Raw genomic sequence first — 20,893 nt, forward strand, 5'->3', positions numbered from 1 at the left:
ATTCAGGTCAGTCCTTAGGAAACAGGCCGGGATCGAGGGATGGAATTACCTTAATGGCATTTTTGTAATACACCTTTCTAAGCACATCATCGGGCAGGTCTAAGCCATACATGGCCCAGAATGCATGATATTTCTTGTAGTAAGGGAAATACTCATCATCACTTTCAAGAACCCTGAAATAAGTTGGGAACTCTGCGGGTTGCCAACTGTCCTTGCCAAAGAGTATTCTGTCCTGATATTTGATAAAAAAGGCCCTGGCATTCCGGGGTTGCCTCCCCAGTTCGGCTATGATAGCACCAATACCCACGTACATATTGGGCATTTCTTCCAGCAATTCACCTAATTTTCCAAGGTTGTTGGCAAACCAGCCCATATGGGCATTGATAAACGTTGTATTCGGATGCTTTTTAAATACATTGTGTTGTTCTGCAATAATCTGTTCCCATGAAGCAGGGTCGTTTGCTTCTCTTTTTCTTCCTGGCCGTGTTTTTAGCTCCAGCCAGCGTTCATTATTTGCATCCATTGGATCCCAAAACGATTTTGGATCTGCAGAGTGAATCAAAACAGGAATATTCAATTCCCCGCATTTTGCCCAGATGGGGTCCAATCTTGAATCGTCTACAGCAATTCGATTTCCATTTATATCCTTATTTCGCAAGCCCAGGCTCTTGTATATTTTAAGTCCTTTGGCCCCATTGGCTACATCTTCTTCGAGTTGTTTTGCAGCGTTTTCGCCCCATCCCGGGAGTCCGACTTCATCAAAATTGACATTGGCAAAGACTACGAATCGATTGGGATAATTTTCCCTGATGTTTTCCGAAATCTTAATGATATTATCCCCAGAACCCCCGCTGAGGTTTACCATCACGGCCATATTCATCTGATCCATATGCCCTATCAATTCTGAAAGGTCTTGTGTTGCCATCCTGAATTGATGGCTGTGAACATCTACAAAGGGGTATTTCGCCTTGGTAATCTCTTCGCCCGGAACCACCAGCGTTGAAGTTGGATTGTATTCTTCAAATCCCATTTCCTGGGATCCGGTAACTTGAGCACAAGAATAAACTGCGACCAGGCAAAACAAACAGAAAAGGATATTTTTCATAAATCAGATTGAGTATTTATTGATTTTAAAGATATGTAGTCTTCATGAGTATCAAGGTCTATCGTTATTTTTCCAGCCTCCAGACCATAGGAATCATCTATGTGGTTTTTTATAATACCTCCGGCCCCTTCATCTCCACTAAGTCCCTGCAATTTTGTAAAATACTTGCTATCAAAGATAGCAGGGACCCCCAGTTTTTTACTGTAATCAGAGCATATAATACCCCCATCGCCATTCTTAAAGTGATAAATGAGCTTCTTCAGGTAATCAGCATTTACAAAAGGCTGATCTGCGAGCATAATCAGAATACCATCCGGAATTGATGCAGAAGTAATTATATGAGAAACCCCTGTACGAATAGATGAGCCCAACCCCTCTTCCCAGTCCGAATTAACAACAATCTGACAAGGCATAGAGTCCAGGGTAGCTTTAATCGTATTGGCTTTGGCACCCAGGACTACCAGAATTTCTTCCAGTCCGGATTCATGTGCAGTTGATACGGCGTTTCCAAGAAGGGTTGAATTACCCCAGGGCAGTAATTGTTTGGTTCTTCCCATCCGGGATGAAGCTCCAGCTGCCAATATGAGGGCGGTTATTTTCATGCAGACGGACTGTGAATGGCGCCTTTTTTGTCCTTTAATTTCACGGGAGTGCGTTCCCGATGAACCATCAGTACTTCAGAGAGAATAGAAATGGAAATTTCCTGAGGAGTTACTGCCCCGATGTCGATACCCGCAGGACCATGGATAGATTCCATAAAATCATCCTCCACATCCGGAGCATGTTCCAGTAAGGCGTTCAACAGGTCTTCCCTCCGCTTGTAGGGCCCCAGAATTCCTATATAAAATGGTGCAGTTTTTTGCAATCTGATCAGATACTGCAGATCTTTTGAATAGCTGTGATTCATTAGGATTACCGCCGAATTACTGTCTACCCTTTCGGATGGGAAAACTTCAGGGAGTACGGGAAGGAATTCAGCCGCACCCGGGAAATTCGCAAGTGCTTTCTCCTCACTCGGATTCGCTACCACAACAACCTCCATCCCTAATTGGGAAGCAGAGGCCGATAAGGTCACCGCATCGTGTTCAGATCCAATAATAAACAATTGTATGGAAGGATCTAAAGCCTGGGAGAATTTCATGAGCGAAGTGTCTGGTTGCTGGCTGCTGTTTAAAGAATATCGCTGCCCATTGAGCTCGATCATACTTCCAAATTCCTTGTTCACCTCGTCTTTTTGAACAAAAAACGAGTCCATAGAGAACATCACTCTTCTTTTAACGACATTCCCGAACGATTTCAGTACTTCCTCTGAAGGGGTAAAAGGTTCTAGCAGGATATACAGTATTCCTTCACATCCAAGGCGGAATCTTCCGTCATAGGTCATTACCCTCGCTTCTCCTGAGGAAAACACCTCGTCGGCCTGGCGGATTATTTCTTTTTCAACGCATCCGCCACTTACCGCTCCTTCAGTAAGGCCGTTATCCAGGATAAGCATCCTTACTCCCGGTTTCCGATAGGATGAACCTTCCAGGGCAACTACAGTGGCCAAAACTGCCTTTCTATCAGCTTTTTTGGCTGCCTGGTATACTTCAAAGATTTTTTTAAGTTCATGCGTCATATTCCTAAAATATGTTTTGTTGCGATAAAGGGAATTAAACTTCCCTTACTAAAGGACTCCACTTCGGGATCCAGAATTACAAATCCCGAAATCTTTGTGAGATAAACAAGATCTCCTGAGCCGGTATTCTCAACCGCATAGGCATAAAGACATCCATCCTCCATGGATAGCTCTACTCCTTTAAAAATAGTAAGATTAGTGTGATTTTCGAGATTTTCAGCCAATTTTACCATACGAGTCACCTGTTTAATTCCGGCTGAATGATAGAACCAGGGTAAAAAATAGAGATGAAAATTAACAAAGGTGGAAACCGGATTTCCCGGAAAAGAGAAAACGATACAGGATTTCTCCTTCTTTACCCCGAACCAGAACGGTTTACCCGGTCTTTGTGCTACCCTGTGAAAAATTGAATGAACACCTAAGTCCTTGAATACCTGGGGAAGAAAATCAAATTTGCCTTTGGAGACCCCCCCACTCAGAATGAGAATGTCCATTTCATCTATGAGGTAATCGAGTTTTTGCCGAAGCAGATCCATATCATCGGGGATATGCAATCGCAATGGTTTAATCCTTAACTGCTGTAATAAACCGACCAGACTATGCGAATTTGAGCTCCTGATCTGATGTAGCAAGGGCAAATTCTCAACTTCTACCAGTTCATTCCCGGTGGAGATGATTGCCACCTTTGGAAGTTTTCTGACACAAACCTCACTCTTGCCAACCGTTGCTAGGACACCTATTTCTGCAGCTGTTATCACACAGTTTTTGGCTAGAACGATATCGCCCTTTTTATGATCACTGCCTTTTCTATGGATATTTTGTCCCTGATTCGGAATTTTAGTGATCGTGGCTATGTCATCTTCGATCTCGACCTCCTCGTACATCACTACCGTATCTGTTTCATTAGGGACTACCGCTCCTGTCATAATCTCAATACAGGAATCGGGATTTACAAATGGAATGGTAGGTTCGCCTGCCGGCAAGGTGCCTGCGATCTCAAAGGAGAGTCGGCCATTTTCTACCGCCTTATAATCAATTGCAATACCGTCTTTGGTAGATCGGTTAAAGGGTGGGAAATCGCGGTCGGCAAATACATCTTCTGCCAGGATTCGGTGAAGGGAATCGGAGAGTGGTACCGTTTCAGTCCCAAAGTTCCTGTGCTGATCTAAAACGAGTTGACGGGCGTCTTTAAATGAAATCATATTAAAATTGGCAATTGCAAAAGTGTTTGATGTGTACAAACCGTGAAAAAGAAAAACCTTTTACGGCAAGCCTGATTTATTCCTGTTGGCCATATTCTCCAGTCCGCTTTCCATGGCATTTATTCCTCCTTTTACCGAGTAGAGGTTTCGGTTTGGTAGCAGGGGTAATAATTGCCGTACGGCATCCTTGCTCCTTTTCCCCGATTCACAAATAAAAAAAATTGTTTCCTGCTCGGATAATTCATCAACGGAATCTGCCAGTAATTCCATGGGAATGTGCCTTGCTTTATCTATGGGATTCAATCGCAATTCCTCTGTGGTACGTACATCGATAAGCGTAACCTTAGGTGAGTCACTCAAAATCTCCTGAAGCATTCTTTTAAAACTCACCTCAGGGACGGAATCACAAGTGGGCTCTTCATAATTGGTTTCCAGCTGGGTCCGATTCTTATTTTTAGCCACCGCAGGAAACTTAACCTTCCGAATAGATTGGTCGGACCCATTGTATAACATCAATATTCCGCTTAAAACACCCGGCATATCGGTGATCACTTTAACGGTTTCCAGGGCCTGAAAACTTCCAATGATACCAGGAATCACTCCAAGCACCCCATTTGTATTGCAATCGGGTATATTGTCTTTTTCGGGCAGGGATGGAAAAAGGCAGCGATAGGTAGGCCCTTCCTTGTAATTAAATACGCTGACTTGCCCTTCGAAACCATATATGGCTCCGGAAACAAAGGGTTTGTTTAAAATTACACAGGCATCGTTTATAAGGTATCTGGTAGGAAAATTGTCAGAGGCATCAACAACAAGATCATAGGATGCAATAATTTCAAGGGCATTTGTTCGGGTTAAAAAAGTGTCGTGGCGTATCAATTCAGTTTCCGAGTTCATTTCCTGTAACTTTTCTTCTGCAACCTGAATCTTAGGCTTGCCAAGGTCCGATTCGGAGTAGAGAACTTGTCTTTGTAAATTGGACCATTCCACCACATCCTGTTCTACCATTCCCAGGCAGCCTACTCCCATTGCATTGAGATACTGCAGAACAGGTATTCCGAGTCCCCCTACCCCAACAACCAGTACTCTGGCCTCTTTTAGTGCCTGCTGTCTTTCCGGACCAAAATTCTTTAGGCTGGTTTGTCTGATGTAGCGATTTTGTTTCATTTTGAATTGAGGACTTCCTTTATCCTTTTATAATCTTCCATAGAATTGGCATTGGCTAGCACCTGGTCGTTGTCAGGGAATACCAAATGGATATCTGAGTTTAGAAGGAATTTACGCGGGCAGCTTGAGTTGGCTGTTTTTAGATATTCCCTCGCTTTAGCAAGTCCCGAAGGCTCCCAGATAGCTGCCAGGGGTTCTGGAAGTCCACTGGTCTTTGTGGCCAGCGCAGTTGCATCTTTTGCCGGATCTCTTGAATCTGACAACAGTTTAAGCGTATCCAGATCCATCAGGGGAAGATCACACGCCAGGACCAGCCAGGCAACTTCCGGATGCGTGGCAGAAGCACTGAGGATCCCATTAAACGGTCCTGCAAATTCATTTCTGTCGAAGATAGTTTCCATTTCTGAAGAGAGGTCTTTTTGTTGATCGGAGCGTAAACTTATAAAGGCCCGGGGACAGATTTTCAAGGCTAAATCATACATTACTTCCTGCTGAGATTTGCCGTGATAGGATAAAAGGGCCTTATCTGCGCCCATTCTGCTGCTTTTCCCTCCGGTTAGAATCAAGCCGTATACCGCTGTTTTCTCAGATGGACTATATGAAGATAAATTTGTCAAAGTAAGTCAATATTAATGTGCTAGCCTCCAATGGAAGTCATAGAATTTTCAAAAACACCCTGGTGTTCTCTTTGGGCGTCAAAGCCTGTTTTTGCCCGGTTACCTATCACTTCCTCAATAGAAGTACGCAAATGTAATTCGGGATTTTCACCCCGAAGGATCTCCCTGACATTCATTTTGGGTTTTCCATAGAGGCAGGTAATAACATCTCCCGTTGCCGTAATTCGCAATCGGTTACAACTCCCGCAAAAGGTCCTGCTAAAAGAGGGGATAATCCCAAAAGTTCCAGTATGCCCGGGTATTTTGTAATTAATGGAGGTGGAAGTTTTTGGCGATTCCAGTTTTTCCAGGGCGGGATAATGCGATTTTATATAGTCGAGTATCTTTTTATAATTCCATGTGATTGTTTCGAAATTCTTACTTCCCCCATTAAAAGGCATTTCTTCCAAAAAACGCACAGAGACCGGATAATGCTCCTGTAACTTCAAAATAGGAATAATATCCTGTACATTTTGATTATCGAGAACGATGAAATTGATCCTAAGGTTAAACCCTTCTTCTATCATGGTCATAAGATTTCCAAAAACAACATCGTATTGATCCCTTCTGGTGATCTTTTCAAATGTATCCCTGTTAATAGCATCCAGGCTCAGATTGATATTTGTTATACCCAAGTCCTTAAGCTCCTTAATGTGAGGCCCGATCAATGTGGCATTGGTCGTCATTGACAGTTCTTTGATTCCCTTCAGGGAGGAAAGATATCTAAGTAATTCCATAAGGTTCTTCCTTACAAACGGTTCTCCCCCGGTAATCCTGACTTTATCAATCCCCTGATCTACCATTGTATTGGCCAGAAGTTTAAGCTCTTCAATGGTGAGAAGATTTTTATTCTTAGCAAACTTGATCCCTTCAGAGGGCATACAGTAGTGACACCTCAGGTTGCACCGGTCTGTGACGGCTAATCTCAGGTAGTTGATTTTTCTGTTATGATTGTCTATCAGCATATTTTTCTCAAATCTTTTCCATCATCCGCCACTAACTGGAGGGATCAGGGCGATCTCATCCGATTCTCCGATTGGCGTACTGTCTGTGGCGTATTCATTATTTACAGCAACCGCAATTGAAGTTATCTTTTTCAATTCGGGAAATTGCCCGAAAACAAATTGTTTTAGCTTATCAACGGTTGAAATTGAAGTTGCTTTTTCCCTGGGTACCTCTAAGGTAGAATCTCCAACAATATCCCGCGTCAGCCCGAATAATAGAATCGTCATTTTACACTCTGGTTTCTTTAAACAAGGTATCAAAAATTATAGATTCAAGTAAATTCTTTAACACTAATGTTTTCTATTTTTTTTACACAAACATCAGTCTGAAAATTTAAAGATTTGTGAAAATAAAAAAAGCTGAACTTAAAATATACTGAAACGGATAATACTGCGTTTTGGAGGTTGAACCTAAAATTTGAAAAATGAAAACCTATATAAAATTCCTCTCTCTCGCACTCCTGGTCTTCTCGGCCACCTCCTGTGGGAATGCGGATGACGATGTTGCTTTTGATATTAATACTAATGGTGATCTGGGTATAGGAAAACCCGTAGATGACTGCCTGGATCTTGGTAAAAATGATCTGATCCTTTCTATACAGGACAAATTCACCACCCTCCCAGGAAAGGTATCTGTTTTTTTTAAGGTATCCGACTCGTCAGGAAATCCCGTGTCGGGGTTAACAGCAGATCAGTTTACTATTTACGAACAGGGCAGGAATGATGATTGTTTTAATACGATCTCAACTTCAGAATCATTTGCCCGGATTTCACCCAACTCCCAGATCTTTAACAATAATACACTCTTAGTACTCGATTTAAGTAATAGTGTGTTGAGCAACAGCCTGAATGAATTAAAATCGGCTTCGGTGAGTTTTGTTAACAATGTAATGCCCGCAACGACCGAAGACAGTTTTAAGATGGCTATTTACTGGTTCGACGGGGAAGATGAATTGCATTTACTTCAGCCTCTGACTTCCGTAAAAGATGAGTTGACACTGGCTATTGAAGGGATTACTGAGGATATCAGTAACGATCCCTCTACTGATCTTTATGGAGCTGTTATTAAATCTACTGACATTGCGGAAGGACTTCTAGCTGACGCCAGAGCCAATTCAACTATCAGTGCTGCCTCCGTGGTCATATTTACCGATGGTACAGACCAGGCTTCGAGGTATTCAGAAACGGATGCCCTATCGAAAGTTAGGGATGCAGATCTCAATATTTCATTTTTCACCATTGGCTTAGGGGGCGAAATTGATGCCGAGGTATTAGACGAGATCGGACGAACATTTAGTGTATTTGCGGGTAATAAAGAAGAACTTGAAACTACTTTTAATGACATTTCCTTCAGGGTATCTGAAAGGGCCAATAGTTTTTACCTCTTTGAATACTGTACGCCCAAAAGGGATGGCAGCGGGACAAATAACCTCGCCATACAGGTTACAGACGGTTCTAGACAGGGAGCTGTTCAAACCGACTTTAGTGCCAATGGATTTACCGGTGGATGCCAGTAAACATAGGCTTTGATACATATTTAAAGGAGGGTCATTTCGACCCTCCTTTTTCTTTTACCCTGCTATAAAGTAGGGTTTTTGGCATCATCCTTGTTATATACATAGCAACCCAAGTGTATATCGCGATTAACATACATCCTAAAAACTGAATCAAATTGTTTAATGTAAAAAAGAGAAATCATGGATGTTATCAACGAAATTATCAGTCAGAGTGCCTTAGGCAACCTTTCAAAAGGATATAAAAGCCTGGTATTGTCAGTATTCACTTCAATAGTGGTGACCCTCTTCGTGATGTTAATTGCTATAATCGTTAACAGCAGTCAGTTACACTTTAGCTTCGGATATTAATATCCGCAATGCCCAGTAATTGTGTTCAACGGTAAATCATCGCGTTTTTGCGTCCCCATTGTTCTGAATACTCCGGTGCCCCCTCGGTGAGGTTTATTAAAAACCCATTGACAACGGCAAACTTATAATCCCCATCCTTCCGCAAGAGAAAGGTGGGGTTTTTTCCTGCCTCCAGGGCAAATTCGGGAAGTCCGTATTTCTCGCTTAAAATATGGATGGGATAAGGAGAAAACAAAGCATCCTCCGGAATATTCTTTAATCGAATATAGGTGTAGCCTTCTTTCAACAATTCTTTCATGCCCTCCGCATTTTCTTCCAAATCCGACATCTCATTAAAGACTTCAGGATATACTTTTCCTGGAATCAGTTTATAACCATTGGCTTCAAAGGTCGTATACCCGTAATAGGTAGAGAGGTCGCCCTGATCGATGACCCGACTGCTGAACCAGTATTCCCTGTTCCCTTCCAGGTCGACTTCCAGTTGGTTGATTCCAATATCGAGGATATACGGCTTCCCTAACAATTCATAGGTTACCTCCACAATCTTTAAGTCGAATAGCTTACGGTCATTTTGAGGTATTTTCTCATATTCCTCCAGACTGATTTCCTTATAATTTCCTTTAGCAATGGTATAAATAGCTGATAAAATAGAGACGTAATTGAGCTTCCTGATCTCTTGTTTTTCCCTGTCGCTTGCATATCCTCCTGATTCTATGAGGATGGTGCTGGTGCCCCACTTCTGTATGTTGTCACCAAAGGCTCTGGGTTCAAAGTCGTCATTATACCTGCCCACCTGACCCGGGGCATAGGTCTGGATGATGTTGTTCATGAACACGATAATCTTCATTGCATTTCCACGTCCTTCATTAATATCCTTTTCATAGTTGTAGGCCGGGGCCAGGTAGGAGATTGTGGCTGGTTTATCAGTGCGCTCTGCATTGTAATAGGTGCTCTGATCGTGCAGATTAAAGCCAAAATCGGCATCGAGACTGTCCCGAACCCGTTTTAAGGTCTGTCCTTCAGGCGATTGTAGTCTCAGGGCATCCCGATTGATATCAATCCCCAGTTTGTTTTCTCTTTTAAATACTTCTGCCCCATCCGGATTGAGCATCGGCAGGAAATGAAGTGTAAGGCTGTTGAGGATTTCCGACTTTTCCTCAGTAAAATCATCGCTTTTAAAAAAATTGAGGATGTCAAAAATGGCCTGAGTAGCTGTGGGCTCATTCCCGTGCATCTGAGACCAGAGGAAAACATTCGTTGGTCCCTGCCCTATGCTGATGAGATTCAGATCCCTGCCTTCAATAGATTCTCCCACCTTGCTGATAGTGACCCCACTATCGTCCCGGTGTTCAGAGATCAGGGCCTGGATATCCTCGTGTTTTATCCTTCTCTTATCCAGTTGTACTTCCTTGTAATTCTCATAGGAATCATAAAGGGAGGAAGTAATATTTGAAGTAGTTACTGCTTTTTCTTCTTTGCATCCACAAATTATTATTAGGAGAAGAAGTAATTTTAAATATTTCATATTATTGCTTTTGTGGCAGGGGTTTAAAATTCAGTTTTTTTGTCGCATCTCTCACCGCCTTCATAAATTCTTCGCCCGGATCTTCTTTTTCAGTTCTGTACCCGTCGTCTTTCTCCAGCCAGAGTTTATGGCCTTCAAATTTAGTGTATTCATAGTGCCCGATGAGATAATCGATCTCGTATTTGTCATTGAGGTAATTCACAAGCCAGATATTCGACATGAGTTGGGCTTCTGTTAATGGGGTTTCCTGAGTTCCACCTACGTTTTCAATTCCGATGGCACAATGGTTAAGGCCAATCACATGACGTCCCATGACAGTTTCGGGCATTAACCTGTAAATCGTTCCATCCCTGGTAACCAGGAAATGAGATGATACGTTTAATGTACTTGCATTTTCCACTACGCTTCGCCACCCCGGGATTACGGCGCCATTAAAGGCATCAAAGGATCCTTCAAGGGTGGGGATGGCCGTCCAGTGAAGGACAATCATTTTTGGGTTGATGTTGATTGAATCGGATTCAATGCCGTATCGCTTATCCAGGTATTCTTTGGTGAGTTCTATACGTTGGGAGTCAAAGATGATAGGCCTGTCAATGATGCGTGAACTGGCACATGAATACAGCATAATCATACTCCAGACCCCGATGAAGACGCTATAAATATTTCTCCAGTTCTTTGTGATCATAGGCACTAATTATTTCTGATCCTCATTTAGGATTCCATATTGGATAGTAAGCTTTTTACGTCCCCATTCCCGTGCTTTTTCAACATCGAGTCCCATGTAAATATCGATGCGGTTCTCCCACCTTTTATGCATTTTATCCTTTACCAGATAAACTCCCTCAAAACCCTCTATTATCACCGGCGTATTATATGTCAGCCCCTTTTTTAAAAGATCACGTGATACGGCAATGCACTTCATACCCGGTCTCAGGGTGTCTCCCCATGCTGCAACATTGGCTAAGGCATTGGTTTGTGATGCCAGTGAATTATAGGCAGTCGCCGTAACATCCATGCTGTTCCAGCTCCATTTTTCCTTTTCCTCAGCACAACCAGAAAGTGTTAAAGAAATGAGCATTAATACCATACCGATCTGTATAGTACGAATCATGACTCTTTTATTTCAGTTTGTTTTCAAGTATCATCAGGTCTATTGCCTCTTTTTTCCATGCATCAGCTAATTGCTGAGGTGCCGGAATAAAAGGGAGTGAAAAACTACTGAGGATGATATCAGTATCCCCATCGGCATCGACATCCCCTTTATCCATGAGGAACCACTTGGCCTTTAATGAGTCCTCCACGGTAAAGGAATCGAATTGAAACGCTTCACTGTCTGTATTATCCAAAAATACAAAAGTTCGTTTAGCTGCATTCTCATAATCGGGAAAGGTAGAAAGGAGACCGAAGTCCATATCCCCATCCTGATCAAAATCCGAAGCTACCACCCTGGTTGCCCCATTCATGGGATAAAAAAAGACTTCAGTAAAGCTATTCCGGCCATCATTTAGGTGCAGACGCATGCCGTGAAAGGGCTTATGAACATAGGATTTATCTGCGTTATCCCCATGAACCGTCACCAGATCGAGGTCGCCATCCCCCTCATAGTCCATCAGTTCAAACCAGCTACTCCCGTAAACCGGATTAAATCGCAATACTTTTTGAGCTTCAAAGGAAAGATCTTTTTTCTGATAGAGGATAGTGATCGTTTCATCCCCCTGGGAGGTAAGAGCGATCAGATCTCTCAGGCCGTCACCGTCCATATCTTCGCTTACTACCCTGATCGTACCGGGTTGATTCAAAAGTGTTTTTTTGTCGTAATAGCCCGAATCATTTTGTGTAAACAGGGATAGTTCTCCGGTGAGATCTCCAAATTCGCTAATCACCATTTCTTCTTTCCCATCTTTATCGAGATCCTCAACCAGGGAATGTACAGGTCGGTGTAAGGGCTGCTCAAGAATGAGGGTGTCGCTTTCCCCTATCCTATACGCCTTTCCTTTTAATAAAGCACTGGGGTGAATATTTCCAATGGTAGTAATAAAGGTATTCTCAGCTGTCTTCTTATGAGCCACAACCAGACTTTCAAATTTGCCTATTGACACCAGGCTGTCTTCAAAGCCGTATGACATCAACTCCCCCCTCATATCTCCCATAAGAAGTTTCCCCGATTCCTGCTGAAATTCAAGAAAAGCATAAGATCGCCTGGAAGGGCCTTCAAAAGAAATCAATTCAGGGGCAAACTTACTTAGTTCCCGATCCTTATGTTGACTCATTATAGGAGTCAGGGAATCAGGAGCATTTTGGAGGATATACTCCTTTAGAAGTAACCAATCTTCCATACTTAGGGTTGGCGTAAGAGGATATATACCGGTTTTAATTACGGTCTCCATCTCTTCATAGGCTAAGCCTTTAAGAGGATCATATCCGTCTTCGCGAATTCCCATCCTGGCTGCCATATCGGGAAGAATAGCCTCTTCCCAGATCCCCCTGGGCAGATCATCTATCTCAGGAGCGATATGACATCTCGCACAGTGCGATTGGTAAATAGCAAGCTGCCGTTCCTGTTTATTGGAATCACAGGAAACAATTACCATAAAAAAGCCAGGGACTAGAAAAGCAAATTTCTTAAAGAAAGGAGTCATAGATTATTATCAATCTGATTATGTATGCAGGCTAAACATAGCGCTTAATTCCATAATTTTGCTGCCATAATATTGTATCCCGATAAACCTTATATTTTCAAAAATTAATCTGGTTTTGGGCTTATTCGAATATCGGAAAGTTTCAATTAACATGATATGAAATGAAGAAAAATATTAAATGGCTTGTTTTAATTTTATTAGTCCTTACCGGAATTGTCGTGTTTTGGCAATATCCCAAATTAAACCTGATCTCGGGATTTGCTGCAAAAAATACGGCCTCAACCCTTTATATTAGCGGAAGAAGCCTTAATTCCCTCGAAGCTTACGACCATAACGTACCATTGGTAAAACTAGCCAGCTCATCGTATGACCAAAAAGAAAGGTCGGCTCTCGCCAATGTTTTCGGACTCATGGAACGGGAAGCAATATGCCGTGATGGCCTGGGTTGTGTCCTTATCAACGGCGATTTTGATCCCAGGATTTACTCACAAATTCCAGCCAGAGATCAAAAAGAAATTACGCTCCCCTACCCTTTTGGCCATCAATCGCCAAAGGATACTCTTTATGATAATGTGGACTACCCAGCCTTAGAGACTGCACTTGATCATGTGTTTGCGGATACAGTAAAGACCAGAACAGCATTGATTCTTTATAAAGGCAATCTGATTACAGAACGCTATGCAGAAGGATTTAACAAAGATACCCCCATCCTGGGCTGGTCGATGACTAAAAGTGTTTTGGCAACGCTGTTTGGAATTCTGGAATACCAGGGAAAAATTGCAATGGAAGACAAAGTTGATCTTCCTTCCTGGAAAAAGGATGAAAGGAAGGAGATCAGTTTAAATCACCTGCTTCGCATGCAAAGTGGTTTGGCCTGGGATGAGGATTATTCGGGGATATCCGATGTAACCGAGATGTTGTTTATGGAATCGAATATGGCAGCTTCACAGGCAGCAAAAGAGAAGGTTGCTAAACCCACAGAGATCTGGAATTATTCCTCAGGCACCAGCAACTTACTTTCTGGCCTTTTGCGAAATACTTTTACTAACTATCAGAATTACCTCAATTTCCCTTATAAGGCCCTGATTGATAAAATTGGAATGCATTCCATGCTGATTGAGACCGATCTGGCAGGTAATTTTGTAGGCTCTTCTTATGGTTGGGCCAGTACACGCGACTGGGCAAAATTTGGCCAACTATATCTTCAAAAGGGCGAGTGGAATGGTGAGCAGTTATTTCATCCTGAATGGGTCACGTATGTCACTACCCCAACAGTTCAGTCTGACGGGGTTTACGGAGCGCACTTCTGGCTTAATGCCGGAGGTAAATTCCCTGATGTGCCCAGGGATATGTTTTCAGCAAACGGGTATCAGGGGCAGCACGTCTTTATAATCCCATCCAGAGACCTGGTAGTTGTAAGAACAGGCCTGGCCGAGGCTCCGCATTTTGACACCAATGCTTTTCTCAGTGAAATTCTGGCGGCAATTCGTTAATTGTGCCTGCTTAATAACAACAATAAGGACCTTCACCACAAATGAAAGCCACTTGACAACAATATTTATGCGAAGGAATAATTCTCCTGTATGTTTACTGTGTAATTAAAAAGGAGTTAATTTTTTCATTTTCATATAGTGTTCTCGTAAAAAGGCCCCGATCAGAAATGACGGGGCCTTTTTTATTTTAGGAATGCTTCTGCATTTAAGGGATCCAGTTGTTTTTGCCAAAATCGGGTTTTCGCTTTTCCAAAAAGGCATTCCTGCCTTCTTTAGCTTCCTCAGTCATATAGGCCAGGCGCGTTGCCTCTCCTGCAAAGACCTGTTGCCCTACCATTCCGTCGTCTGTAAGATTCATGGCAAATTTGAGCATTTTGATAGAGGTGGGCGACTTAGCAAGGATTTCCATTGCCCATTCATATGCGGTTTCTTCCAGATCTGCATGTGTCACCACTTCATTCACCATCCCCATTTCATAGGCCTGTTCTGCAGAGTATGTTCTTCCCAGGAAAAAAATCTCTCGTGCCTTTTTCTGCCCTACCATTTTTGCCAGATAAGCCGAACCGTATCCCCCGTCAAAACTGGTGACATCAGCATCTGTCTGTTTGAATTTTGCATGCTCTTTGCTGGCGAGGGTGATGTCGCAAACCACGTGTAGGCTGTGACCTCCGCCAACAGCCCATCCGGGGACCACCGCTATAACAACTTTAGGCATAAACCGGATCAGACGCTGTACTTCAAGAATGTTCAGCCTGTGATATCCGTCTTCCCCCACATACCCTTTATGTCCTCTTGCTTTCTGATCTCCTCCACTACAAAAAGAATACACCCCATCTCTGGATGAAGGTCCTTCGGCGGATAATAGGATCACACCTATGGAAGTATCTTCCTGGGCGTCGTAAAAGGCTTCGTATAGTTCTTTGGTGGTTTTAGGTCGGAAGGCATTCCTTACATCCGGCCTGTTAAAGGCAATTCGTGCCACCCCATTCGATTTTTTATAGGTGATATCCTCAAATTCTCCTGCGGTTTCCCATTTAATTGCTGAACTCATTCGCTATTGATTTATTAAGTTAAAGATACGCCATCTCATCGCCCTTTACAATCTTATCCTGTGATGGACTCATCGAGACCTTTTTGATTCATTTGCTGCTTTAAACTGATCCATTTGGAAAGGTATCTGCTACTCCCTAATGTATGGTGTAACAGCATCCTGCCTGTCAGATTTTTATGTCTGTGGCTATCCAGATTCTGATAAAGATCCTGCAGGGTGTTGTGTAATGCGGTGTGGAATCCCTCTTTCCCAAACTCGTCTTTAAGGAGCTTTAATCCACTTTGTTTTGCCTCATCCCATTGCCCTTTCTCATTATAGAGTCTTATAGCTTTTTCTGCTAAATCCTCCGGATTTGTCCCAAGTTGGTTATTTAACTCCGCAAATGGCGTTCCTTCCGCGCCCATTGCAGTCATTACCGAAGGGGTACCCAGGGAGGCCGCCTGAAACAATTTACCTTTGAGTCCGGCCCCAAACCTTAGCGGTAGCAGATTTACTCTGATATTTTGAAGTACCTCCCCTACATTTTTTACCCAACCTTTAATATAAAAACCTTCTTCCGGTTGATGGAGGTCGATTATTTTTTTAGGGAAATACGCCCCATAGATATGGAGATTTGCCTCTGGCAGGACATTTCTTATCCTGGGCCAGATGTCCTCTTTGAGGAAATTGATGGCATCGATATTAGGAGAATGCTTCCCGTTACCTACAAAACAGAAGTCCTTTCGTGATACGTAATCCGGGATATCGTTTTTTTGGGCCGCATCAGGCGAATCAAAAACAAAAGGAAGGTAATATAGCAAAGAGGGGTCAATCGAACTATAAGTCTTCAACCAGTCCATTTCAAATTTAGATATCACCAGGGAGAGGTCACATCGGTATATACTGGCAAGCTCCCTTAAGGTTATCTCCTGCATTTGCCAGAATTCAGGAGAAAATATAGTTCCTTTTTTCAGCGCTTTTTCCCGACTATGGCGAAGGGAATGCAGGTCCTGGGTGTCGAGTATTCTTATGGCAGATGGGATTCTATCTGCCACACGCCAGCCAAAATATTCCTCGGTCAGGAAGCGATCGAAAACCACGATGGCAGGGTTGATTTCCGCGATTAACTTATCAAAGCTGTCGTGGTTGAGTTTGATGGCAATACAATCGATGTCGTATTCCTCCAGTGATGAAGAATGTGGAGTTTTAGCTGCTGCCGAACAAAGGGTAATTTTGTACTTGAGGGACTTAAAGAAATTGAGGAGCTGCAGGGTGCGCACTCCGGCAGCAGTGGCTTCGGGTTCTGGCCAAGTATAACCAATGTAGAGAACCTCGGGCACTTTGTTTTCCATAATTACATTTTGGCCGCAAACATCTGAGAGATTTTAAGGCGTAATTTACGCTCGTAATCTTCCTCCAACCACTCCTTATAGTTCTTGGTATTGTTCATAATGCAATAGGAATATTGCCTTACTCGATACTCGATCTCCTCCTTTAATTGCTTGGCCAGGATTCGTGCGTCGAACACATCTTCACTATTTTCAACGCAGATCTTTGCGTGCTGTTCAATACTTCGTTCGAGCACAATTTTCGACCTTAATCCCTGGGCAAAAATTTCCTTGTAGACAGCCTTTACATCGAAATCGATGTCTTCAGATTTTGAGAACTTCTCCCTTAGCTCGGGGGGCATTTCATAAACAAATTCCCGCTCGATATCCTCATCATTTTTAATGTTTTCTAGGTAGAAATCAGGAAAATGAAAAATCTCCTGCCAGTCGATCGGGGCATCCCACATCCCAAATCTTGCGATGTTATTTCCGAGATCAACTACGGTAAATTCATCCTTATCCGGTAATATCCTGGATCCCCTCCCTATCATTTGAAAATACAAGGTGAGAGATCTTGTTGCCCTGTTGAGAATAATCGTTTCTACAGTTGGTTCATCAAATCCGGTGGTAAGAATACTCACCGAGGTCAGAATTGCATCAGGGGTATTTGAAAACCATTCGAGTATCTCCTTACGTTCTGTAGCCGTATTCTTGTTATCGAGATGCCTGATGGGGTATCCAGCCTTTTTAAAGGTTTCATAGACGTATCGGGAAGTGTTGATCCCATTGTTGAAAATCAGGGTTTTTGTCCCTTTCCCGATTTCTTCATATGCTCCCAGCAATTTGGAGAGCATATTGTAATTCCCGTAAAGCTCATCAGAAGATTTTACGGTATAGTCTCCACTTATTCCCAATTTCAAGGATCTCAGACTTACGTCGTAGCTGTACATATTGGCACGGGCCAGGTAGCTGTTTTTAATAAGTGATTCGATGGACTGCCCAACTATAAGTTTTTTATAGTGGTCTTTCATCGGCAGTTTTATATTGGAGCTAAGTGGGGTGGCCGTAACGCCCAGGATGATAGAGGTGTCAAAATACTTAAAGAGCTTCCTGAAAGAGTTGTAATGGGCTTCATCAATGATCACCAGGCCGATATCCTTCAGTGAAATTGTTCCTTCCTGCAACCGATTGTTGAGCGTCTCTACCATGGCCACGTAACACATATGCGGATCGTCGCTTGGCAGTTCTTTTACTTCGCTGTTGATGATCTTGTTTTTAACACCAAATCCTCTTAGCATTTTTGAGGTTTGCTGACTGAGTTCGATACGGTGGGTAAGTACCACTACCTTCTTCTTGCGATGCTCTATAAACCTTCGTGTAATTTCAGAAAATACAACTGTTTTACCACCTCCTGTGGGGAGCTGGTACAATAGATTGGAATTATCTGAGGCATTATCGAGGTGCTCAAATATGGAGTGGAGATCCTCTAATTGATAATCATATAGAGTCTTCTCAATATTTTCGGTGGAAATCGACAAAAAGTATTCAGATTTAGGTTAAAAATTCTATTTCAGGGCTCTTAAATCGCCAATTTGCAAAACTAGAGGATTTTTTTTCTTAAATGAAATTTATGATCTGAAATCTGATTTTAATATCCCAGATCCGAATCAATTTGATTGAGCAGAGCTTCCCCGTTTTCCAGTCTCTTGTAGTTCTCAACCAATTGTGGAACAACCGATTGGGGATCAGAAACACTGGCGACATGAGGAGTAATTTTAATCCTGGGATGTGCCCAGAAAGGATGATCTGAAGGAAGGGGTTCCTGTTGAAAGACATCGAGACATGCCCCCGACAATTGTCCGGAATTTAAAAGAGGAATAAGCTCATCCTCAGCGAGATGCCCTCCCCTGGCCACATTAATCAGATAAGCTCCCGGGCGAAGTTGATTCAATGTCGATTTATTGAGGATTCCCTTTGTTTCCTCAGTAAGTGGTAAAAGACAAATTAATATGGAGGTCCGACTAAGAAATTCTTTTTTTCCTGATTTCCCGTGATGCACAACGATACCGGGGTGGGATTTGGCATGTCTAGACCATCCTATGACCTGAAAACCGACTTGAGACAAGGCCCTGCCCACATGAGAACCCAATGTACCAAAACCCATAATTCCGACGGTATGATCTGCAATCCTGCTATAGGGTTTGGGTTGCCATTGTGCAGCGAACTGATCCCGGGCATATTGATCCATATTTTTTAAATGCCCAAGGACGGCAGTCAGCACATATTCGGCCATGTCATCAGCAAGGGCGTCGTCAACAACCCTGGTGATGGGGATATCGGCAGGTCTTGATTTATCTTTAAGAATAAAATCTACACCCGCACCAAAAGAAGTAATACATTTTAAATTGGGATACCCTTCAAGGGTGCCTTCAGGATGTTTCCAGACGATCGCCATGGAAATGGATTCCCTTGGATGAGGTTCATTAAAGGAATATACCGGCAAATCCGGGAATTGATCAAGGAAGGCTTTTTTCCAAAGATCGAGTTTTCCGTCCTGCCGTATAAGTACAATTGCCATATCTGAATATTAGGGTAAATCATTCATATAGGCCAGGTCTAGGATCTGATCGAAATCCTCCTGAAATTCCCATTCCTGTTCCTGTAATACCTGCCTGATATCTTGCAATCGTTCTTTAAACTCCGGTAAAATTGCATTGAGAGAGAGATATTGAACGGCCTCTCTGTAGGAGCGCAGCATGCTTTTGTAAAAGGCTTCATTAACCCTGTTCCTGGCTGAGTAGCGCTGAGCGGTTTCTATATTAAAAAGCATCAGATCGGCAAGCAGGTGAGGGTCCATTCCCAATATGCTGTATTGCTTAATAAATTTTTGGGCTACAGAACGCCTTGCCCGGGCACGCTTCCTTTTTAAGGGAAAATATTCGTTAGATATTCTTGCTTTTGCCTCACCTATCAATTTATCTTCTTTAGGGTTGAAGGCAAAATTATAATAGGTCTTTACCTGCGGAAAGCGCTCGTATAAATCCAAAATCTGTAATTCCAGATCCTTTTTTTTTAACTCCCTTAGATATTTCTTTAGTGCCGACTTGCTCATTTCTCGCTATAAACCGCTGATAAAGGTACTTATTACACTTCGGAATGCAAGCAGGAGAGTCGTCAAAACGCCATATTTTACTATAGTTTGAAGAAAATACTAAAGTTCTCATAAAATATGTATAAGATTGGGGGTATGCCTTTGGAAAAGACAGAATAAAAGTGTATAATGAGAGAATGTAATCATTAAACTTTTCAAGATATATGAGGCAACTTAAGATAATCAAGCAGGTCACCAACAGAGAATCAAAATCCTTGGATAAGTACCTGCAGGATATCAGTAAAATAGATTTGATCACTGCCAATGAGGAAGTAGAGTTGGCCCAGAGAATCAGGGCAGGCGATCAGCTGGCACTTGAGAAACTTACAAACGCTAATTTGAGGTTTGTGGTCTCAGTTGCAAAACAATACCAAAATCAGGGCCTTACACTCCCGGATCTTATTAATGAAGGCAATGTTGGTCTTGTTAAGGCCGCAAAGCGATTTGATGAAACCCGCGGATTTAAGTTTATTTCTTATGCCGTTTGGTGGATTCGCCAATCCATTTTACAAGCACTGGCCGAGCAATCAAGGGTAGTTAGGCTGCCTCTGAATAAAATCGGATCGATCAACAAGATCAAAAAAGCATTTTCTTACCTCGAACAGGCACACGAAAGGCCTCCATCGGCAGAAGAAATCGCGCAGGAACTTGAAATGACCGTAAGTGAGGTAAAACAATCTATAAAAAACTCTGGAAGACATGTATCCATGGATGCCCCTCTAAAAGAAGGAGAAGATTCTAACCTTTACGATGTAATGCGTTCTGGGGAATCACCTAAACCAGACAAAGGCTTGATGCAGCAGTCGCTGAATACAGAAATCAACCGGGCTTTGGATACTTTATCCCCCAGAGAGGCAGATGTAGTTAAGTTGTATTACGGAATCGGAGATCAACAATCAATGACACTGGCTGAGATAGGTCAGACCTTTGATCTGACCCGTGAGCGAGTGAGGCAAATCAGAGAAAAAGCCATTCGTAAACTTCGGCATAACACCCGCAGTAAGCTGCTTAAGGCTTACTTAGGATAACAGCCCTAATAAAAAATAAAAAGGAAGCCTCAGGGCTTCCTTTTTTCTTTTAAACAATCTATACACTAAAACAATTAAGAAC

General features: G+C 42.6%; 21 protein-coding genes. 4 read left to right on the top strand and 17 right to left on the bottom strand.

Features of this window, described 5'->3' with window-relative positions; translation table 11 throughout:
* Positions 1-7: 7 nt before the first annotated feature.
* From AB8P51_RS13440 to AB8P51_RS13475, 8 genes are read right to left on the bottom strand one after another with little or no spacing between them, the layout of a single operon-like run.
* Entirely contained in the window at positions 8-1,105 is a 1,098-nt protein-coding gene (locus AB8P51_RS13440) for an amidohydrolase family protein (protein WP_369749368.1), read from the bottom strand.
* Positions 1,102-1,707, bottom strand: coding sequence for an NTP transferase domain-containing protein (locus AB8P51_RS13445; protein WP_369749369.1), 606 nt, complete (start codon positions 1,705-1,707; stop codon positions 1,102-1,104). Before AB8P51_RS13445 ends, AB8P51_RS13440 begins: the two co-directional genes overlap by 4 nt.
* Positions 1,704-2,723, bottom strand: a complete 1,020-nt coding sequence (locus AB8P51_RS13450; protein WP_369749370.1) for an XdhC family protein — start codon at positions 2,721-2,723, stop codon at positions 1,704-1,706. Before AB8P51_RS13450 ends, AB8P51_RS13445 begins: the two co-directional genes overlap by 4 nt.
* A complete protein-coding gene (locus AB8P51_RS13455; protein WP_369749371.1) occupies positions 2,720-3,925 on the bottom strand; it encodes a molybdopterin molybdotransferase MoeA in 1,206 nt (401 codons plus the stop codon). Before AB8P51_RS13455 ends, AB8P51_RS13450 begins: the two co-directional genes overlap by 4 nt.
* Positions 3,926-3,985: 60 nt before the next feature.
* Positions 3,986-5,092 (bottom strand): ThiF family adenylyltransferase, encoded by a 1,107-nt coding sequence (locus tag AB8P51_RS13460; protein ID WP_369749372.1) that lies wholly within the window; start codon positions 5,090-5,092, stop codon positions 3,986-3,988.
* A complete protein-coding gene (locus AB8P51_RS13465; RefSeq protein WP_369749373.1) occupies positions 5,089-5,709 on the bottom strand; it encodes an NTP transferase domain-containing protein in 621 nt (206 codons plus the stop codon). The genes AB8P51_RS13460 and AB8P51_RS13465 overlap by 4 nt, the downstream gene beginning before the upstream one ends.
* A gap of 20 nt (positions 5,710-5,729) precedes the next feature.
* On the bottom strand, positions 5,730-6,713 hold the full coding sequence (moaA, locus tag AB8P51_RS13470) for a GTP 3',8-cyclase MoaA (protein ID WP_369749374.1): 984 nt from the start codon (positions 6,711-6,713) through the stop codon (positions 5,730-5,732).
* A 21-nt stretch (positions 6,714-6,734) separates the two neighbouring features.
* Positions 6,735-6,980, bottom strand: a complete 246-nt coding sequence (locus AB8P51_RS13475) for a MoaD/ThiS family protein (protein WP_369749375.1) — start codon at positions 6,978-6,980, stop codon at positions 6,735-6,737.
* Positions 6,981-7,177: 197 nt separating this feature from the next.
* Between AB8P51_RS13475 and AB8P51_RS13480 the strand changes: the two genes are divergently transcribed.
* Together AB8P51_RS13480 and AB8P51_RS13485 are read left to right on the top strand one after the other, a co-directional pair.
* Complete coding sequence (locus AB8P51_RS13480) at positions 7,178-8,269, top strand: VWA domain-containing protein (RefSeq protein ID WP_369749376.1); 1,092 nt, start codon at positions 7,178-7,180, stop codon at positions 8,267-8,269.
* Positions 8,270-8,449: 180 nt separating this feature from the next.
* Entirely contained in the window at positions 8,450-8,617 is a 168-nt protein-coding gene (locus AB8P51_RS13485; RefSeq protein ID WP_369749377.1) for a hypothetical protein, read from the top strand.
* Positions 8,618-8,642: 25 nt separating this feature from the next.
* Here the strand turns inward: AB8P51_RS13485 and AB8P51_RS13490 are convergent, their stop codons facing one another.
* The 4 genes from AB8P51_RS13490 to AB8P51_RS13505 all read right to left on the bottom strand — a co-directional run bounded on the left by AB8P51_RS13490 (position 8,643) and on the right by AB8P51_RS13505 (position 12,781).
* Entirely contained in the window at positions 8,643-10,142 is a 1,500-nt protein-coding gene (locus tag AB8P51_RS13490; RefSeq protein ID WP_369749378.1) for a M14 family zinc carboxypeptidase, read from the bottom strand.
* A gap of 1 nt (position 10,143) precedes the next feature.
* On the bottom strand, positions 10,144-10,773 hold the full coding sequence (locus tag AB8P51_RS13495) for a peptidoglycan recognition family protein (RefSeq protein WP_369749645.1): 630 nt from the start codon (positions 10,771-10,773) through the stop codon (positions 10,144-10,146).
* A 63-nt stretch (positions 10,774-10,836) separates the two neighbouring features.
* Positions 10,837-11,253 (bottom strand): 3D domain-containing protein, encoded by a 417-nt coding sequence (locus tag AB8P51_RS13500; RefSeq protein ID WP_369749379.1) that lies wholly within the window; start codon positions 11,251-11,253, stop codon positions 10,837-10,839.
* A gap of 7 nt (positions 11,254-11,260) precedes the next feature.
* Positions 11,261-12,781, bottom strand: a complete 1,521-nt coding sequence (locus AB8P51_RS13505) for an FG-GAP repeat domain-containing protein (protein ID WP_369749380.1) — start codon at positions 12,779-12,781, stop codon at positions 11,261-11,263.
* Between the two features lie 161 nt (positions 12,782-12,942).
* On the opposite strand from AB8P51_RS13505, the gene AB8P51_RS13510 reads away from it, so the two are divergent.
* Positions 12,943-14,274, top strand: a complete 1,332-nt coding sequence (locus AB8P51_RS13510) for a serine hydrolase domain-containing protein (protein WP_369749381.1) — start codon at positions 12,943-12,945, stop codon at positions 14,272-14,274.
* A 205-nt stretch (positions 14,275-14,479) separates the two neighbouring features.
* Here AB8P51_RS13510 and AB8P51_RS13515 read toward each other — a convergent pair whose 3' ends face one another.
* The 5 genes from AB8P51_RS13515 to AB8P51_RS13535 all read right to left on the bottom strand — a co-directional run bounded on the left by AB8P51_RS13515 (position 14,480) and on the right by AB8P51_RS13535 (position 19,744).
* Positions 14,480-15,325: a 1,4-dihydroxy-2-naphthoyl-CoA synthase gene (locus AB8P51_RS13515; protein ID WP_369749382.1), complete on the bottom strand. Its 846-nt coding sequence runs from the start codon at positions 15,323-15,325 to the stop codon at positions 14,480-14,482.
* Between the two features lie 53 nt (positions 15,326-15,378).
* Complete coding sequence (locus AB8P51_RS13520) at positions 15,379-16,656, bottom strand: glycosyltransferase (RefSeq protein WP_369749383.1); 1,278 nt, start codon at positions 16,654-16,656, stop codon at positions 15,379-15,381.
* 2 nt (positions 16,657-16,658) lie between these two features.
* Positions 16,659-18,170: a DEAD/DEAH box helicase gene (locus AB8P51_RS13525; RefSeq protein ID WP_369749384.1), complete on the bottom strand. Its 1,512-nt coding sequence runs from the start codon at positions 18,168-18,170 to the stop codon at positions 16,659-16,661.
* Positions 18,171-18,280: 110 nt separating this feature from the next.
* Positions 18,281-19,210 (bottom strand): 2-hydroxyacid dehydrogenase, encoded by a 930-nt coding sequence (locus AB8P51_RS13530; RefSeq protein ID WP_369749385.1) that lies wholly within the window; start codon positions 19,208-19,210, stop codon positions 18,281-18,283.
* A 9-nt stretch (positions 19,211-19,219) separates the two neighbouring features.
* Positions 19,220-19,744 carry a DUF6155 family protein gene (locus AB8P51_RS13535; protein WP_369749386.1) on the bottom strand — a complete coding sequence of 175 codons (525 nt, stop codon included), beginning with the start codon at positions 19,742-19,744 and terminating at the stop codon, positions 19,220-19,222.
* 203 nt (positions 19,745-19,947) lie between these two features.
* Here AB8P51_RS13535 and AB8P51_RS13540 point away from each other — a divergent pair, with 203 nt between their 5' ends.
* The gene (locus AB8P51_RS13540) at positions 19,948-20,811 is read left to right on the top strand and encodes an RNA polymerase sigma factor RpoD/SigA (RefSeq protein ID WP_129603926.1); all 864 of its coding nucleotides are present in this window, start codon (positions 19,948-19,950) and stop codon (positions 20,809-20,811) included.
* Positions 20,812-20,893 lie beyond the last annotated feature (82 nt).

Source organism: Muriicola sp. SD30 (assembly GCF_041205185.1).
In the GTDB taxonomy this organism is placed as follows: domain Bacteria; phylum Bacteroidota; class Bacteroidia; order Flavobacteriales; family Flavobacteriaceae; genus Muriicola.

Bases quoted from the DNA above. Each gene is read 5' to 3' on its own strand.
- AB8P51_RS13460 (WP_369749372.1), bottom strand. From the start codon at position 5,092: ATGAAACAAAATCGCTACATCAGACAAACCAGCCTAAAGAATTTTGGT.
- moaA (WP_369749374.1), bottom strand. From the start codon at position 6,713: ATGCTGATAGACAATCATAACAGAAAAATCAACTACCTGAGATTAGCC.
- AB8P51_RS13530 (WP_369749385.1), bottom strand. From the start codon at position 19,210: ATGGCAATTGTACTTATACGGCAGGACGGAAAACTCGATCTTTGGAAA.
- AB8P51_RS13480 (WP_369749376.1), top strand. From the start codon at position 7,178: ATGAAAACCTATATAAAATTCCTCTCTCTCGCACTCCTGGTCTTCTCG.
- AB8P51_RS13485 (WP_369749377.1), top strand. From the start codon at position 8,450: ATGGATGTTATCAACGAAATTATCAGTCAGAGTGCCTTAGGCAACCTT.
- AB8P51_RS13505 (WP_369749380.1), bottom strand. From the start codon at position 12,781: ATGACTCCTTTCTTTAAGAAATTTGCTTTTCTAGTCCCTGGCTTTTTT.
- AB8P51_RS13515 (WP_369749382.1), bottom strand. From the start codon at position 15,325: ATGAGTTCAGCAATTAAATGGGAAACCGCAGGAGAATTTGAGGATATC.
- AB8P51_RS13455 (WP_369749371.1), bottom strand. From the start codon at position 3,925: ATGATTTCATTTAAAGACGCCCGTCAACTCGTTTTAGATCAGCACAGG.
- AB8P51_RS13495 (WP_369749645.1), bottom strand. From the start codon at position 10,773: ATGATTATGCTGTATTCATGTGCCAGTTCACGCATCATTGACAGGCCT.
- AB8P51_RS13540 (WP_129603926.1), top strand. From the start codon at position 19,948: ATGAGGCAACTTAAGATAATCAAGCAGGTCACCAACAGAGAATCAAAA.
- AB8P51_RS13535 (WP_369749386.1), bottom strand. From the start codon at position 19,744: ATGAGCAAGTCGGCACTAAAGAAATATCTAAGGGAGTTAAAAAAAAAG.
- AB8P51_RS13490 (WP_369749378.1), bottom strand. From the start codon at position 10,142: ATGAAATATTTAAAATTACTTCTTCTCCTAATAATAATTTGTGGATGC.
- AB8P51_RS13440 (WP_369749368.1), bottom strand. From the start codon at position 1,105: ATGAAAAATATCCTTTTCTGTTTGTTTTGCCTGGTCGCAGTTTATTCT.
- AB8P51_RS13510 (WP_369749381.1), top strand. From the start codon at position 12,943: ATGAAGAAAAATATTAAATGGCTTGTTTTAATTTTATTAGTCCTTACC.
- AB8P51_RS13500 (WP_369749379.1), bottom strand. From the start codon at position 11,253: ATGATTCGTACTATACAGATCGGTATGGTATTAATGCTCATTTCTTTA.
- AB8P51_RS13475 (WP_369749375.1), bottom strand. From the start codon at position 6,980: ATGACGATTCTATTATTCGGGCTGACGCGGGATATTGTTGGAGATTCT.
- AB8P51_RS13445 (WP_369749369.1), bottom strand. From the start codon at position 1,707: ATGAAAATAACCGCCCTCATATTGGCAGCTGGAGCTTCATCCCGGATG.
- AB8P51_RS13520 (WP_369749383.1), bottom strand. From the start codon at position 16,656: ATGGAAAACAAAGTGCCCGAGGTTCTCTACATTGGTTATACTTGGCCA.
- AB8P51_RS13450 (WP_369749370.1), bottom strand. From the start codon at position 2,723: ATGACGCATGAACTTAAAAAAATCTTTGAAGTATACCAGGCAGCCAAA.